Here is a 15243-nt window from a genome sequence, read left to right as displayed (position 1 = left end):
GCGGCCGCAGGGGACGCTCCTGCTGGGGACGGGCGGCCGCCGGGGACGCTCCCGCCGGGGACGCGGCCGCCTACTCCTGCCCGTACCGGGGGTCGACCGACTCCGGCGAGAGCCCGAGCAGCTCCGCGACCTGCTCGACCACGACCTCGTGCACCAGCAGCGCGCGCTCGTCACGATTCTTGGTGCGGATCTCGACGGGGCGCCGGTAGACGACGATCTGGGCGGGCCGCTCCTTCTCGGCGGACAACGCGCTCCCCAGCGGCACCGTCTCCTCCACGGTCCCCGGCACGTCGAGGACCACGAAGTCGACCTCGGCCAGCTGCGGCCAACGCCGTTCCAGCCGTTCCACCGAGTCCTGCACCAGATCGCGGAAGCTGTCCGCCCGGCTGGCCGAGAGCGGCACCTGGGGAGGCGCGACGGGGCCACGCATGCCGCGGCCGTGTCGGTCTCGGCGCCGCGGGCGGGGCTCGGACGGGTGGGGCGGTACGGGACTGTCCATCACTGACGCAGCGTAACCCTCCGCCGGGTGAGCGGCCCGCGACTGTCCGGGACGGAGTCGACCTGTCCGTTCCTGAACGATCCGGCCATGCGACGACCCGTTTCCGGACCCGCTCCCGATCGCTGATTCCCTGCCGTATGACAGCTTTTGCGCCGAGTGATGACCGGAATCGTTGCCGTCCTGACCTGATTCCCCCTCCTCCCGTGCAGGTCAGGGGAGTTGCCCGGCACGGGCCTGTGCCGGAAGTCACAGGGCGACACGGTGGGGTGAGCCGGGGGAGAGTCGTCGCAGCCCGCTCAAGAGTGCGGTACCGTCCAACATCGTGAGCCCTGTACGTCGCTGTTCGCGCACCGCGTGCGGCCGCCCTGCCGTCGCGACACTGACGTACGTCTATGCCGATTCGACTGCGGTCCTCGGCCCGCTCGCCACCTACGCCGAGCCCCACTGCTACGACCTCTGTGCCGAGCACAGCGAGCGCCTGACCGCGCCCCGTGGCTGGGAGGTCGTCCGGCTCTCCGACCCCTCCGCGCCCACCCGGCCCAGTGGTGACGACCTCGAAGCGCTGGCCAACGCCGTACGGGAAGCAGCGCGTCCGCAGGACCGCGGGGACGGCCCCAGGGGCGGCGGTCCGCGCACCGCGGACCCGATGGAGGTCGCCCGCAGGGGCCACCTCCGCGTGCTGCGCTCGCCCGACTCCTGAACCGGGACCGTATCCCCGGAGCATGAGGCGCTTGGGGCTGCCGGGTAGTTTGGCGGTCCGAAGAGACCCCAGGAGGCCCGGCCCGTGACCGCAGATCTGTCGCAGCTCGTGAAGGCGTACGACGTGCGCGGTGTCGTGCCCGACCAGTGGGACGAGGGGCTGGCCGAGCTGTTCGGGGCGGCGTTCGTCGAGGTGACGTCCGCGGACGCGATCGTGATCGGTCACGACATGCGCCCCACGTCCCCCGCCCTGTCGGGAGCTTTCGCCCGGGGCGCGGCAGCCCGCGGAGCCGACGTCACGCTGATCGGCCTCTGCTCGACCGACCAGCTGTACTACGCGTCGGGATCGCTGGACCTGCCGGGCGCGATGTTCACGGCGTCGCACAACCCGGCGCAGTACAACGGCATCAAGATGTGCCGGGCCGGCGCGGCTCCGGTGGGCCAGGACACCGGCCTCGCCGACATCCGCACCCTGGTCGAGAAGTGGTCGCAGACCGGCGCACCGCAGCCGGCCGCCACCCCCGGCACGGTCACCGCACGCGACACGCTCACCGACTACGCCGCCCACCTGCTGTCCCTGGTCGACCTGTCGTCGATCCGCCCCCTGAAGGTGGTCGTGGACGCGGGCAACGGCATGGGCGGCCACACGGTCCCGACCGTCTTCGCGGGCCTGCGGCTGGAACTCGTACCGATGTACTTCGAGCTGGACGGTTCGTTCCCGAACCACGAGGCCAACCCCCTCGACCCCAAGAACATCGTCGACCTCCAGGCCCGCGTGGTGGCCGAGGGCGCCGATCTCGGCCTGGCCTTCGACGGTGACGCGGACCGCTGCTTCGTCGTCGACGAACGGGGCGCGGGCGTCTCGCCCTCGGCGATCACCGCGCTGGTGGCGGCCCGGGAGCTGGCCCGCAACGGCGGCCGGGGCACGGTCATCCACAACCTGATCTCCTCCCTCTCGGTACCGGAGGTCGTACGCGAACACGGCGGCACCCCCGTCCGTACCCGGGTCGGCCACTCCTTCATCAAGGCGGAGATGGCTGCCCACGGCGCGATCTTCGGCGGCGAACACTCCGCGCACTACTACTTCCGCGACTTCTGGAACGCCGATACGGGCATGCTCGCCGCCCTCCACGTCCTGGCCGCACTCGGAGGCCAGGACGAACCCCTCTCGGCCCTGGTGGCCCAGTACGACCGCTACACCGACTCCGGCGAGATCAACTCCACGGTCGACGACCAGCAGGCCCGCACCGCGGATGTGCGGGCGGCCTTCGCCGACCGCGAGCACGTGACCACCGACGACCTGGACGGCCTCACGGTCACGTCCCCGGACTGGTGGTTCAACCTCCGCCCCTCCAACACGGAACCCTTGCTGCGCCTGAACGTCGAGGCGGGCGACGAGGAGACGATGACGGCGGTACGCGACGAGGTCCTGGCGCTGATCCGCAAGCCTTCCGGCCGGTCCTGAGCCTTCCGGCCCCTCCGGCCCCTCCGGTCCCTCCGCCCGCTCCTGCCCCTCCGGAGTTTGAGGAGCGCGGTCCGCGGACACCCGAAGGGGGCGGGAAGGAGCGGGCGAAGGGTGAGAAGGGGGAAGGCTCGCCGCATCCACCTCGTCAACCCACGGCTCACCCCGTGAACCCACGGCTCACACCGGCCGGGCCGGGCCGCGCCCCCGTCGGCCCGGCGGTAGGCTGACCTCGCCCGATCCATGGGGCACGAACAAGATCAACAGCACAGCCGGAACACGCACACGCACCACCCACTCCGCGCCCGACCGCCGGACCGCCCGAAGGGACCCACCCCATGCCGCTCGAAGCCGGCCTCCTGGAGATCCTGGCCTGCCCGGCCTGCCACTCCCCCCTCGACGACCGGTCGGCGGCCGAAAGCCCCGAACTGATCTGCACCGGCACGGACTGCGGCCTGGCCTACCCCGTACGGGACGGCATCCCCGTCCTTCTCGTCGACGAGGCACGCCGCCCCGCGTAGACCTGGCCCCACCCCGCACGGTGATCGGCACGTGATCGGAGGACCGTCCCCATGCTCGACGAGTCGTTGCTCGACGCCCCGGAGGCCCTGGCCCGAGCCGACCGCCGCGGCCTGCTCCGCGGCGCCGCCGAGGCCGGGGCCCGGGTCCGTACCGCCGCACGCCAGGCGACGGAGGCCGGGATCAGCGAGCTGAACCCGGAGGGCCGCCCGCGCGGCGTCCTCGTCGCAGGCTCCGGTACCGCCGCGTCCGGCGTCGCCGACCTGATCGCGGCTCTGGCCGGAGCCTTCGCCCCGGTCACGCGCATCCACCCGACCGGCGTCGCCCCCGCCGCGGGCGCGATGCGCTGGACGCTGCCAGGCTGGGCCGGCTCCGTCGACCTGCTCCTCATCGCCACGGCGGACGGGTCCGAACCGGGTCTCGCCCTCCTCGCCGAGCAGGCGTACCGCCGCGGTTGCACGGTCGTGGCCGTGGCGCCCCGGCAGTCGCCGCTGCGCGAAGCGGTCGACGGGGTGCACGGCCTCGTCGTCCCGATGGCCTCCGCCCCGCACGGCGAGTACGACGCCGAGACCTCGGCAGCCGGCCCCGGCACCCTCTGGGCCCTGGTCACCCCGCTGCTCGCGCTCCTCGACCGCGTCGGCCTGGTCACCGCGCCCCCGGAGACACTGCAGAGCGTGGCCGACCGCCTGGACCGTACGGCGGAGCGCTGCGGGCCGGCCGTCGCCACGTACAGCAACCCGGCCAAGACCCTCGCCGCCGAACTCGCGGACACCCTGCCCCTCATCTGGACGGAGGGCGACGCCGCGGGCCCGGTCGGGCGCCGGTTCGCCGCGGTCCTGGCCGAACTCTCCGGCCGCCCTGCCCTCTCGGCCGAACTTCCCGAGGCGCTCCCCGCCCACGGTGCCCTGCTGGCAGGGGCCTTCGCCGCCGGGGCCGACCCCGACGACTTCTTCCGCGACCGGGTCGAGGAGTCCGAACCCCTCCGCGCCCGGGTCGTCCTGCTGCGCGACCGGCCCACCGGCGGCCTGAGCGCGGCCCCCGCGGCGCGCGAACTCGCCCTCGGCCACGACACGGCGATCAGCGAGCTGGAACCGGAGGAGGGCAGCAGTCTCGAAGCCCTCGCCGAACTCCTCGCGGTCACCGACTTCGCCGCCGTCTACCTGTCCCTCGCCTCGTCGGTCCGCGCCTGACCCCTGCGGCACCGGTCCCGCGCGGCGCCGCACCCGATGGCACCCCGCGACCGGGAAGCCCCACATCGACCGCACGGACCGGACCCGCACCACCCAGAGCACGCATCTCGCACAGCACGCAGCCCACACACCACGTATCCCGCACGGCACGTATCCCGCACGGCGGACATCTCCAGCAACGCGCATCTCACACAGCACGCATCCCACACAGCACGAGGACGAATTCCATGGACCGGCTCTCCAACACCGTGCGCCCGTACGCCTGGGGCTCCACCACGCTCATCCCGGCCCTGCTCGGCACCGCCCCCACCGGCGAGCCCCAGGCGGAGGTGTGGATGGGCGCTCATCCCGGAGCCCCCTCCCGGATAACCCGCACCGGTGCCACCCCGTCGGACTCCTCGGACTCCTCCGAGCAAGCCCTCACCGACGTCATCGCCGCCGACCCGACCGGCGAACTCGGGCAGGCAGCCGTCGAGAAGTTCGGCCCCCGACTGCCCTTCCTCCTCAAGCTCCTCGCCGCCGGAGCCCCGCTCTCCCTTCAGGTCCACCCCGACCTCGCCCAGGCGCAGGAGGGGTACGCGGACGAGGAGCGCCGGTCCGTACCGATCGACGCCGCCCACCGCACGTACAAGGACGCCAACCACAAGCCCGAGCTGATCTGCGCGCTCACCCCCTTCGACGGCCTGTGCGGTTTCCGCCGGCCCGAAGAGGCGGCCGAGGCGATGGAGGGACTGGGCGTCGACTCCCTCAAGCCGTACGCCGATCTGCTGCGCGCCCGCCCGGAAGAGGCCGCCCTGCGCGAGGTCCTCACCGCGATCCTCAGCGCGGACCCGGTGGAGATGGCCGAGACGGTCGCGGCCGCGGCGGCCGCCGCCGGACGGATCGGCGGCGCCTACGCCCCGTACGCCCGTATCGCCCACCACTTCCCCGGCGATGCCGGGGTCATCGCGGCCATGCTGCTGAACTACGTACAACTCCAGCCCGGAGAGGCGCTGTTCCTCGGCGCCGGTGTTCCGCACGCCTACCTCGACGGCCTCGGCGTCGAAATCATGGCCAACTCGGACAACGTGCTGCGTTGCGGACTGACGCCCAAGCACATCGACGTACCCGAACTCCTGCGCATCGTCCGCTTCGAGGCGACCGAACCGGGGATCCTGCGCCCCGAGGCGTCGCCGTCCGGCGAGGAGGTGTACGAGACGCCGGTCGACGAGTTCCGGCTCTCCCGCTTCGACCTCTCGCCGGGCGCCGCCCCGGTCGACCTGACCGCGGCCACGCCCCAGATCCTGCTCTGCACGGCGGGTGCGCCGAAGGCGGGGGAGCTCGGCCTCGTGCCGGGCGACTCGGTGTTCGTGCCGGCCGGGGAGAAGGCCGAAGTGTCCGGTGCGGGCACGCTGTTCCGCGCCACTGTGGTGGCCTGACGTACCGTCCGCACCAGCGACTGCAACAATGTCCGGCCGTACCGCGGCCGCCGGAGCCGCAGCACCTACGAAGGGACACCAGGCACCCATGAGTGCGTCAGGCGGAACCAAGGCGATCGTGGCGGCACTCGGCGCCAACCTCGCGATCGCAGTGGCCAAATTCGTGGCGTTCCTGTTCAGTGGCTCGTCGTCGATGCTCGCGGAGAGCGTCCACTCGCTGGCCGACTCGGGCAATCAGGGCCTGCTGCTGCTCGGCGGCAAGAAGGCCCAGCGCGAGGCCACCCCCCAGCACCCCTTCGGGTACGGGCGCGAGCGCTACATCTACGCCTTCCTCGTCTCCATCGTCCTGTTCTCGGTCGGTGGCATGTTCGCGGTGTACGAGGGCTACGAGAAGATCAAGCACCCGCACGAGATCGAGGCCTGGTACTGGCCGGTGGGCGTCCTGGTCTTCGCGATCATCGCCGAGGGCTTCTCCTTCCGTACGGCGATCCGGGAGTCCAACGAGACCCGCGGCTCGCTCACCTGGACCCAGTTCGTCCGCCGGGCGAAGGCGCCGGAGCTCCCCGTCGTCCTGCTGGAGGACTTCGGCGCGCTCATCGGTCTGGTCCTGGCCCTCGCCGGCGTCGGCCTGGCGCTCGGGACCGGCGACGGTGTGTGGGACGGCATCGGCACCCTCTGCATCGGCATCCTGCTGATCGTCATCGCGATCGTCCTGGCCGCCGAGACGAAGTCGCTGCTGCTCGGCGAGGCCGCCGGCACCGACCAGGTCGAGAAGATCAAGGCCGCGGTCGTCGACGGCGACACCGTCACCGGCGTCATCCACATGCGTACGCTCCACCTCGGCCCTGAGGAACTGCTGGTCGCCGCCAAGATCGCGGTCCAGCACGACGACACCGCCACCGAGGTCGCCAACGCCATCAACGCCGCCGAGTCCCGCATCCGCGAGGCGGTCCCGATCGCGCGTGTCATCTACCTGGAGCCGGACATCTACAACGCCGCGGCTGCCGCGGCCGGCACCAACCCTGCCAAGGAGCCCGCCAAGAAGCCGGCCGAGGATCTGGGCGGAGCACCGGCCGGACCGACGGCCGAAGGCACGCCCGGCGGTGCCCCCGACACCCCGGCCGACCCCACGGAATCCAGCCACTGAACGCATCCGACAAGCCGATGAGGCCGCTCCCGGACCCGGTGGACTGGGAGCGGCTGGGCCGTTCGGTGTAGATTCGTCGGCAGAGTCAGACGTCGCTGCTGATGGCGGTCGATCGGTCCGTACGCCGGACCGGCCGAGGGAGAGAGGGCCTCCGACGGACTGCGCTGCGAACCGCTCGGGCATTCCTGTGCCCGCCTGCGTGCCGCAGAGCCGCCCTACCCACCCTCGACCCATCACGAGGAGCAGCCCGTTATGACGACGGTCGCCAATCGACAGGACTTCAAGGTCGCCGACCTCTCCCTCGCCGCCTTCGGCCGCAAGGAGATCACCCTCGCCGAGCACGAGATGCCCGGCCTGATGTCCATCCGCAAGGAGTACGCCGCCGCGCAGCCGCTGGCCGGCGCCCGCATCACCGGTTCGCTGCACATGACCGTGCAGACGGCCGTGCTGATCGAGACCCTGGTCGCCCTCGGCGCCGAGGTCCGCTGGGCCTCCTGCAACATCTTCTCCACCCAGGACCACGCGGCCGCGGCCATCGCGGTCGGCCCCGAGGGCACCCCCGAGGCCCCCGCCGGCGTCCCGGTCTTCGCCTGGAAGGGCGAGTCGCTGGAGGAGTACTGGTGGTGCACGGAGCAGGCCCTGACCTGGCCGAACACCCCCACCGGTGGTCCGAACATGATCCTCGACGACGGTGGTGACGCCACCCTCCTCGTCCACAAGGGCGTCGAGTTCGAGAAGGCCGGCGCGGCCCCGGACCCGTCTACCGCGGACAGCGAGGAGTACGCCTACATCCTCACCCTGCTGAACCGCACCCTCGGCGAGGCCCCGCAGAAGTGGACCCAGCTGGCGTCCGAGATCCGTGGTGTCACGGAGGAGACCACGACCGGTGTGCACCGGCTGTACGAGATGCACCGCGACGGCACCCTCCTGTTCCCGGCGATCAACGTCAACGACGCGGTCACCAAGTCGAAGTTCGACAACAAGTACGGCTGCCGCCACTCGCTGATCGACGGCATCAACCGCGCCACCGACGTCCTGATCGGCGGCAAGACCGCCGTCGTCTGCGGCTACGGCGACGTGGGCAAGGGCTGCGCGGAGTCCCTGCGCGGCCAGGGCGCCCGAGTGATCATCACCGAGATCGACCCGATCTGCGCGCTGCAGGCGGCGATGGACGGCTACCAGGTCGCCACCCTCGACGACGTCGTCGAGCAGGCCGACATCTTCGTCACCACGACGGGCAACAAGGACATCATCATGGCCACCGACATGGCCCGGATGAAGCACCAGGCCATCGTCGGGAACATCGGCCACTTCGACAACGAGATCGACATGGCCGGTCTCGCCAAGATCGACGGCATCGTCAAGGACGAGGTCAAGCCGCAGGTCCACACCTGGACGTTCCCCGACGGCAAGGTCCTCATCGTGCTGTCCGAGGGCCGCCTGCTGAACCTGGGCAACGCCACCGGCCACCCCTCGTTCGTGATGTCCAACTCGTTCGCGGACCAGACCCTGGCCCAGATCGAGCTGTTCACCAAGCCCGAGGCGTACCCGACCGACGTCTACGTGCTGCCCAAGCACCTCGACGAGAAGGTCGCCCGACTCCACCTCGCCGCGCTCGGCGTGAAGCTGACGACGCTCCGCCCCGAGCAGGCCGCGTACATCGGCGTCGAGGTCGAGGGGCCGTACAAGTCCGACCACTACCGCTACTGATCGCGGCACCGCTCGCGAAGGTCCGCCGGTGACCGGTCACTCCACCACCGGTCGGTGACGACCGGCCACCGGCAGACCCCGCGGCGTCTGCGGACGCGCGCGCGTCCGCAGACCCGGTGACTCAGCAGCAGCTACGAACGCAGGCCCCCGCACCCCCGTGTCGGGGGCCTGCGCCGTACCGCACCCGCACAGCCCGAGGAACCCGAAGGACCCCATGCCCCGCGGCCGATATTCGCTCCACGATCTCCACGACCACACCCCCCTCGGTGAAGAGCACTTCCACTGCGCACCCGGCCCCTCCGGCTGGCGCTACGTCTCCCAGACGACCGCCCCGTCCGGCGATCACCTCGGATCCGTCGACCTCACCCTCGACGAGCTCGGCCGCCCCATCCGTCTCGAACTCCATGCCGCGAGCTGGCAGGTCCGCGGCGCCGCCCTCGAAGGCGTCACCTGGGTGCGCACCGACCCGACCGGCACTCACGCCACCGAAGGCAATGTCCGCGCCCACGCCTTCAGCGGCACGTCCCCCGCTTTCCTCATCGCCACCGCACGGATGCTGCGCCTCACCTCCGCCTCCCCGCCGACCCGGCTCCGCGTCGTCACCTTCACGGACCCCGTGCTCGCGCCCCGTACCGTCGACCAGTCCTGGGCCCTGGTGAACAGTGAAGCGCACCCCACTGACAACGGCCCCCTGACCGTGGACGCGTACCAGGTCAGCGCCTTGGACACCGGCGAGCAGCACACCGTCCACATCGCCGGCGACGTAGTTCTCTCGGCCCCCGGCATCGAGCTCGAAGAGCTGGAATCCCCGCCCTCGGACCGCTGAGGGCTGTCCCGCCAGGGTTGACGGAGAGTCCTGGGCCCGCCCGGCGCCGGATGCGGTGCGGCGCAGGGCGGAAGGGCGTCCGCAATCTGGAGTGTGGGGCGTTCCGGCACGCGGCGAGGTGCCGTAGCTGTGCCCGTAGCTGTCGACGTGCGCCCGGCATGATCCAACCGGGCAGCCCTTGGCTAGGACTTGTCCGGCCGATCATGTGACTACTACGCAGCCGTGTCGTTGATGTGGACATGGGGCGGGGCGATCTGACGGATGCCGAGTGGGAACGGCTGCGGCCGTTCCTTCCGGTTAGCAGTGGGCGTTGTGGCAGGTGGCGGGACCATCGGCAGGTGATCGACGGGATTCTGCACCGGGTGCGGACCGGCGTGCAGTGGCGTGACCTGCCCGAACGGTTCGGGCCGTGGAAGACCGTCTATGAACGCCACCGCCTGTGGTCGGCCGACGGAACCTGGGACCGCCTGCTCCGGCAGGTCCAGGCCGAGGCCGACGCGGCTGGGGAGATCGACTGGGACATCTCGGTCGACTCCACCATCGTGCGGGCACATCAGCACGCCGCCGGCGCCCGCACTGAACCGCCGCCGGCGCCCGCCTTAAAGGGGGACGCAGCGGCAGAACGCCAGGGCGAGACGCCGTGGCAGAGCCTCGTCGCCCGCCTGGTGGAGGTGGTGCAGGAGGTGAGGGCCTGGGCCGTTCGCGTGGCGGGTTCACCACGAAGCTCCACCTGAGCGCGGACGGCCGCTGCCGCCCGCTGTCCCTGATCATTACACCCGGACAGCGGGCGGACTGCACGCAGTTCATGCCCGTGCTGGAGAAGATTCGCGTCCCGCGGATCGGGCTGGGCAGGCCGCGGAAGAAGCCTGACAGCCTCGCGGCGGACAGGGCCTACAGCAACGGGCCGTGCCGTGAGTACCTGCGGCGCCGGGGCATCCGGCACACCATCCCGGAGAAGATCGACAGCCAGGCCGCCCGCCTGCGCAAAGGTTCACGCGGCGGACGGCCACCGGGCTTCGACGAAGAGCGGTACAAGAAACGCAACACCGTCGAACGGGCCATCAACAAGCTCAAGCACGCCAGAGCTGTGGCCACCCGCTACGACAAGCGCGGCTATGTCTTCCTTGGGACCGCGACTGCCGCAGCCCTTGCTATCTGGCTCCGTTCGTGAGGGCCAGCATCAATCCTCATCCTCAGGCAGGTGGAAGTAAACGGTCCCCGACCGCCAGGGGCCGTGCTCGGTCATCTCCGACGCGATGACCACGTCCTGGATCTCGGCTGGGCCCAACGCCTCGATGGAATCGGCCAGCCGCCGCAAGAGTGCCGGAACACTGTCGCAGCCGGGGCCAGCGGGGTTGGCCTGCGAGAAGTGGCGCACGGTCCAATGCGTCGGCTTATCCATCACGGACCGATCGTAAGACCTGCCATCGGCCGGTCAGCCAGCGATGGCAGGGCGAGGCGGCTCATCCGGAACAGACGGCACGGTGATCGACCGGACAAGTCCTAGTACTCCAGCCGGACTTCGGTGTATGTCCTGGTCAACGGCTTGCGCGTGGGGATTTTAGCGGGGTGGTGCCGGGTGTGGGGCGGGTTCGCCCGGCCTGTCCCGCGAAGGAGTGACCGCGCCGTGTGTAGTGACAGCGGCGGGGACAGCCATCGCATGTGATCGATGACGTACCCGCCTCCGTGTGGGAACAAGAGCTGGCAGAACTCTTCTTGCGGATCGGACACCGCTTCCCCCGCGTCGAGCCCAGACGCCGGATGCGGGACTACGTGCGAGGACTGCTCGGGCCCGTGGGGCGCAAGAACTCCTGGCAACTGGCCGAGTTCGCCGGGCACCCCACCCCTGACGGGCTGCAGCACCTCCTGGCGAAGAGCCGCTGGGAGGCCGACGGGATACGCGACGACCTGCAGGGATACGTCGCCGAACACCTCGGCACCGACGAGGGCATCCTGATCATCGATGACACCGGATTCGTCAAAAAAGGCACCACCTCCGCCGGGGTGCAACGGCAGTACTCCGGAACCGCCGGCCGCACCGAGAACTGCCAGATCGGCGTCTTCGCCGCCTACGCCACCACCCGCGGCCACGCTCTCGTCGACCGCGAGCTCTACCTCCCCAAGTCCTGGACCGACGACCCCGAACGCTGCCGCACAGCCCGCATCCCCGAAAATCGCCCATTCGCGACCAAGAACGAGCTGGCCCGCACCATGGTCCTACGAGCTCTTGCCTCGCCGTTGCCCGTCACCTGGGTCGCGGCCGATGCCGCCTACGGACAGGACTCCCGCTTCCGACGCTTCCTGGAAGACGCCGGCCTGTCCTACGTCATGGCAGTGCCCAAATCCCAGCAGGTCCACGGCCCCCGCATCGACCACCTCATCGGCCAGGCCCCCGACGAGGCATGGCAGCGGCTCTCCTGCGGCGACGGCGCCAAAGGGCCTCGGCTCTACGACTGGGCTGCCGCCCGCCTGCCGGCCGTCTGGGAGTTCGACGGCTACGAGCCCACCCGACAACGCTGGATGCTCGCCCGCCGCAGCGTCACCAAGCCCGACGAGCTCGCCTACTTCCTCGCATCAGCCCCCTTGGACGCCACCGTCGCCGATCTCGTTCAGGTCGCCGGGTGCCGCTGGAAGATCGAGGAGTGCTTCCAGAGCGCGAAGAACGAATGCGGCCTGGACCAGTACGAAGTCCGCCGCTACGTCGGCTGGCACCGGCACATCACCCTCGCCATGCTCGCCCACGCGTTTCTCGCCGTCACCGCCGCCCAAGAGCGCCAAAAGGGGGACCCGGTCACGACACACCCGACCTCGTGGACCTCACCCCGGCCGAGATCCGCCGTCTACTGGCAACTACCCACCGACGTCCTGCTCGACAGGGCAACCATGCAATGAAGTGGTCGAGATGGCGCCGCCGACACCAGGCCCGGGCCCGCCGCTGTCACTACACACGGCGCGGTCACTCCTTCGCGGGACAGGCCGGGCGAACCCGCCCCACACCCGGCACCACCCCGCTAACATCCCCACGCGCAAGCCGTTGACCAGGACATACACCGAAGTCCGGCTGGAGTACTAGGCGGGCGGCGCGAATCCGGTAGCGGAGGGCGGCGCCGAATCCACTTCCGGAGCCGCTGCCCCACCGCTCGCCCCAGCAGGGGCCACCTGCGCGCGCGGGGCAGAGGTCACCGGAGCGGGGTGAGTCACCGGGGCCGCAGCGAAGCCCGCGCCCCACGGTGCTTCCGCACCCGCACCGACCGGTCCGTACACGCCGGCCACATCCGGCATCCCGGCCTGCGGCTTCGCCACGACGGGGCCGCCGACAACGCCGGGGGCAACGGCGGACGACCGGCGGGCATCCCGCGCCTGCCGTTCGTTCACCACGGCGGCCAGGAACGCGGCGGGAGGCACATCCCGCGGCGCGGGAACCCCGGTCCGCGCGGCCAGTTCACCGGCCAGCCGCTCCGCCATCGCCCGCCCCACGCCACCGTCCAACTGGTGCATCCGCGTCAGGTACTGCCGCACCGCAAGCCACAGATCGTCGGGCACAGCCGACAGATCCAGTCCGGCGAACCGCCCGACCAGCCAGGGCGGCGGTGGTGGTACGGCTGCCGCCCTGCCTGCCGGAACCCGCTCCCGTACGACGAGCGTTCCCGCGAAGACGTCCCCGATCCGCCGCCCGCGAACCGAGACCAGCGACGCGATGGAGGCGATCACACCGAGTGTCGCGAGGATCTCCACGACCCCCATCGCCCCGCGCACCAGCGCATGCCGGAACCGGATCGGGCCCCCGTCGTCCCGCACCACCCGAAGCCCGCACACGAGCTTCCCGAGCGAACGGCCGTGGCTGAGCGTCTCCACCGCGATCGGTGCTCCCACCAGAACGAGCAGGAAGCTCGCGACGGTCACCGCCGCCACCGCCGCGTCGTCGAGCGTGGCCGTCGCGAGGGCCAACGCGATCGACACCAGCACGAAGACCGTCCCGACCACGACAAGATCGATGGCCAGAGCCAGGGCCCGGCTCGGCAGTTTCGCCGTCCGCAACCCCAGTACGACCGCGTCCCCGGTCACAAGCTCACTCATCGCCGCCCCGCCCTTCGCCGACCATCCCTGCCCCTCGGGGCCACAGTCTGCCAAGCTGACCCGCAACGCGCCGCAGTTGTACGCACCCGTACACACCCATGCCAGGAGCAGCAGCCGACCATGGACCTCGACGTCTTCGTCAACGCCCATCGCATCGAGTGGGACCGTCTGGACCACCTCCTGCACCGCGGGCGCAGGCTCACGGGCGCGGAGGCCGACGAGCTCGTCGACCTCTACCAGCGCACGGCGACCCACCTCTCCCTGATCCAGTCCAGCGCGCCCGACCCGCTGCTCACCGCGCGCCTCACTCAGCTGGTGGCCCGCGCCCGCTCAACGGTGACGGGCACCCGCCGCGCTTCCTGGCGTGACGCCGCGCACTTCCTCTCGGCAGGTTTTCCCGCAGCGGTCTACCGCTCCAGGCACTGGTGGATACCCACCGCGGTCCTCTCCGTGGTCCTGGCCGCAGTGATGGGCTGGTGGATCGGCGCCCATCCAGAGGTTCAGTCGGCCATCGCCGCGCCGGAGGACCTCCGGCGGCTGACCAGCCCGGGAGGGGAGTACGAGACCTACTACTCCAGTCACCCGGCAGCCTCGTTCGCCGCCCAGGTCTGGACGAACAACGCCCAGGCCGCCGCCATGTGCCTGGTGCTGGGCGCGTTCCTCTGCGTACCGGTGATCTGGATCCTCTTCGTCAACGTGCTCAACCTCGCGGTGGGCATAGGCCTGATGTCGTCGGCGGGCCGGCTCGACACCTTCCTCGGCCTGATCCTTCCCCACGGCCTGCTGGAGCTCACCGCGGTCTTCGTCGCGGCCGGTACGGGACTCCGCCTGGGCTGGACGGTCATCGACCCCGGCCCGCACACCCGGCGTACGGCTCTGGCACAACAGGGGCGGGCAGCCATCGGCATGGCCATAGGACTCGCCCTCGTCCTGTTCGTGTCCGGCGTCATCGAAGGCTTCGTCACCCCTTCAGGCCTTCCGACCTGGGCTCGTATCACCATCGGACTCGCTGCCGAGCTGGCCTTCCTCGCCTACGTCTACATCCTGGGCGGCAGGGCGGCCCGAGCCGGCGACGCGGGCGACATCGACGCAGCCGAACGAAGCGCCGAACTGCCGGTGGCCGCCTGATGTGCGGAGGGCCGACCCGGCCTGCTACTGTCTCCTTCGCCCCAAAAACCGTTGACACGGCGGACTGGGGGAGGTAGATTCGACTAGTTGCCTCGAACTGGACAGGTTCGAGCTCAACCGTTAGATTTACCCCGCTCTCACCGGAGATTTTAATTTCCGCAGAGCCATTGATTCCCACTCTCTGGAACATGAAGCCGACTCAGTTCGGCGTTATTGCTTCTGATAAAGTCGAATCAGCCGAAAGGCAAGGCTATTCCGACGGCCACCAGAACTAAAATTCGGACCGGAAACGGAACGAAATGGGTCTGGTAAGGTTGGAGCCGCTGGAAAGGGAAAACGCGAGAGCGAAGAACTGGAAAGCGAAAATGCGAGGCCCGCTTCGACCGGGAATCGGACACGAAAGAGTCTGATAGAGTCGGAAACGCAAGACCGAAGGGAAGCGCCCGGAGGAAAGCCCCAGAAAATGTTCTGCGGGTGAGTACAAAGGAAGCGTCCGTTCCTTGAGAACTCAACAGCGTGCCAAAAGTCAACGCCAGATATGTTGATACCCCGACCTGCTTCGGCAGGT

Annotated in this window: 15 protein-coding genes; 11 read left to right on the top strand and 4 right to left on the bottom strand. The window is 70.3% G+C overall.

Annotated features, from left to right (window positions below):
- Positions 1-70 precede the first annotated feature (70 nt).
- Positions 71-499, bottom strand: a complete 429-nt coding sequence (locus ACGFZA_RS26905) for a metallopeptidase family protein (protein ID WP_385285096.1) — start codon at positions 497-499, stop codon at positions 71-73.
- A 322-nt stretch (positions 500-821) separates the two neighbouring features.
- Between ACGFZA_RS26905 and ACGFZA_RS26900 the strand changes: the two genes are divergently transcribed.
- The 9 genes from ACGFZA_RS26900 (at position 822) to ACGFZA_RS26860 (ending at position 10641) form a co-directional block, all read left to right on the top strand.
- Positions 822-1199, top strand: coding sequence for a DUF3499 domain-containing protein (locus ACGFZA_RS26900; RefSeq protein WP_206309556.1), 378 nt, complete (start codon positions 822-824; stop codon positions 1197-1199).
- An 84-nt stretch (positions 1200-1283) separates the two neighbouring features.
- Entirely contained in the window at positions 1284-2663 is a 1380-nt protein-coding gene (locus ACGFZA_RS26895) for a phosphomannomutase/phosphoglucomutase (protein WP_393682429.1), read from the top strand.
- 335 nt (positions 2664-2998) lie between these two features.
- Entirely contained in the window at positions 2999-3181 is a 183-nt protein-coding gene (locus tag ACGFZA_RS26890) for a Trm112 family protein (protein ID WP_359142944.1), read from the top strand.
- Positions 3182-3232: 51 nt separating this feature from the next.
- Positions 3233-4369, top strand: coding sequence for an SIS domain-containing protein (locus tag ACGFZA_RS26885; RefSeq protein ID WP_385285092.1), 1137 nt, complete (start codon positions 3233-3235; stop codon positions 4367-4369).
- Between the two features lie 227 nt (positions 4370-4596).
- Positions 4597-5787: a mannose-6-phosphate isomerase, class I gene (manA, locus tag ACGFZA_RS26880; RefSeq protein WP_393682426.1), complete on the top strand. Its 1191-nt coding sequence runs from the start codon at positions 4597-4599 to the stop codon at positions 5785-5787.
- 88 nt (positions 5788-5875) lie between these two features.
- Positions 5876-6934 (top strand): cation diffusion facilitator family transporter, encoded by a 1059-nt coding sequence (locus ACGFZA_RS26875; protein ID WP_385285089.1) that lies wholly within the window; start codon positions 5876-5878, stop codon positions 6932-6934.
- 252 nt (positions 6935-7186) lie between these two features.
- Positions 7187-8644 carry an adenosylhomocysteinase gene (ahcY, locus tag ACGFZA_RS26870; RefSeq protein ID WP_385285087.1) on the top strand — a complete coding sequence of 486 codons (1458 nt, stop codon included), beginning with the start codon at positions 7187-7189 and terminating at the stop codon, positions 8642-8644.
- A gap of 214 nt (positions 8645-8858) precedes the next feature.
- On the top strand, positions 8859-9470 hold the full coding sequence (locus tag ACGFZA_RS26865) for a hypothetical protein (RefSeq protein WP_393682423.1): 612 nt from the start codon (positions 8859-8861) through the stop codon (positions 9468-9470).
- A 239-nt stretch (positions 9471-9709) separates the two neighbouring features.
- Positions 9710-10641, top strand: a protein-coding gene (locus tag ACGFZA_RS26860) for an IS5 family transposase (protein ID WP_393682421.1) whose coding sequence is annotated in 2 segments (ribosomal slippage) — positions 9710-10106 and positions 10106-10641 — 933 coding nt in all. Because the reading frame shifts where the segments join, the coding sequence is not laid out codon by codon here.
- Positions 10642-10650: 9 nt separating this feature from the next.
- Here ACGFZA_RS26860 and ACGFZA_RS26855 read toward each other — a convergent pair.
- A complete protein-coding gene (locus ACGFZA_RS26855; RefSeq protein WP_371604729.1) occupies positions 10651-10872 on the bottom strand; it encodes a hypothetical protein in 222 nt (73 codons plus the stop codon).
- Positions 10873-11156: 284 nt separating this feature from the next.
- On the opposite strand from ACGFZA_RS26855, the gene ACGFZA_RS26850 reads away from it, so the two are divergent.
- Positions 11157-12362, top strand: a complete 1206-nt coding sequence (locus tag ACGFZA_RS26850) for an IS701 family transposase (protein WP_393682872.1) — start codon at positions 11157-11159, stop codon at positions 12360-12362.
- Between the two features lie 177 nt (positions 12363-12539).
- Here ACGFZA_RS26850 and ACGFZA_RS26845 read toward each other — a convergent pair whose 3' ends face one another.
- On the bottom strand, positions 12540-13547 hold the full coding sequence (locus ACGFZA_RS26845) for an RDD family protein (RefSeq protein WP_393682419.1): 1008 nt from the start codon (positions 13545-13547) through the stop codon (positions 12540-12542).
- Positions 13548-13667: 120 nt separating this feature from the next.
- Here ACGFZA_RS26845 and ACGFZA_RS26840 point away from each other — a divergent pair, with 120 nt between their 5' ends.
- Entirely contained in the window at positions 13668-14675 is a 1008-nt protein-coding gene (locus ACGFZA_RS26840; protein WP_385289190.1) for a stage II sporulation protein M, read from the top strand.
- Positions 14676-14908: 233 nt separating this feature from the next.
- Here the strand turns inward: ACGFZA_RS26840 and ACGFZA_RS26835 are convergent.
- Positions 14909-15243, bottom strand: a 335-nt coding sequence (locus tag ACGFZA_RS26835; RefSeq protein ID WP_393682416.1) for a hypothetical protein, incomplete at its 5' end; no start/stop codon positions are given.

The sequence above is a fragment of the Streptomyces sp. NPDC048211 genome, assembly GCF_043202315.1.
GTDB lineage: Bacteria > Actinomycetota > Actinomycetes > Streptomycetales > Streptomycetaceae > Streptomyces.
This window is presented reverse-complemented; position numbering and strand designations above follow the sequence as displayed.

Excerpts from the sequence above, each read along its gene's own strand:
- ACGFZA_RS26905 (WP_385285096.1), bottom strand. The coding sequence starts at position 499 with ATGGACAGTCCCGTACCGCCCCACCCGTCCGAGCCCCGCCCGCGGCGC.
- ACGFZA_RS26890 (WP_359142944.1), top strand. The coding sequence starts at position 2,999 with ATGCCGCTCGAAGCCGGCCTCCTGGAGATCCTGGCCTGCCCGGCCTGC.
- ACGFZA_RS26885 (WP_385285092.1), top strand. The coding sequence starts at position 3,233 with ATGCTCGACGAGTCGTTGCTCGACGCCCCGGAGGCCCTGGCCCGAGCC.
- manA (WP_393682426.1), top strand. The coding sequence starts at position 4,597 with ATGGACCGGCTCTCCAACACCGTGCGCCCGTACGCCTGGGGCTCCACC.
- ACGFZA_RS26875 (WP_385285089.1), top strand. The coding sequence starts at position 5,876 with ATGAGTGCGTCAGGCGGAACCAAGGCGATCGTGGCGGCACTCGGCGCC.
- ahcY (WP_385285087.1), top strand. The coding sequence starts at position 7,187 with ATGACGACGGTCGCCAATCGACAGGACTTCAAGGTCGCCGACCTCTCC.
- ACGFZA_RS26865 (WP_393682423.1), top strand. The coding sequence starts at position 8,859 with ATGCCCCGCGGCCGATATTCGCTCCACGATCTCCACGACCACACCCCC.
- ACGFZA_RS26855 (WP_371604729.1), bottom strand. The coding sequence starts at position 10,872 with ATGGATAAGCCGACGCATTGGACCGTGCGCCACTTCTCGCAGGCCAAC.
- ACGFZA_RS26845 (WP_393682419.1), bottom strand. The coding sequence starts at position 13,547 with ATGAGTGAGCTTGTGACCGGGGACGCGGTCGTACTGGGGTTGCGGACG.
- ACGFZA_RS26840 (WP_385289190.1), top strand. The coding sequence starts at position 13,668 with ATGGACCTCGACGTCTTCGTCAACGCCCATCGCATCGAGTGGGACCGT.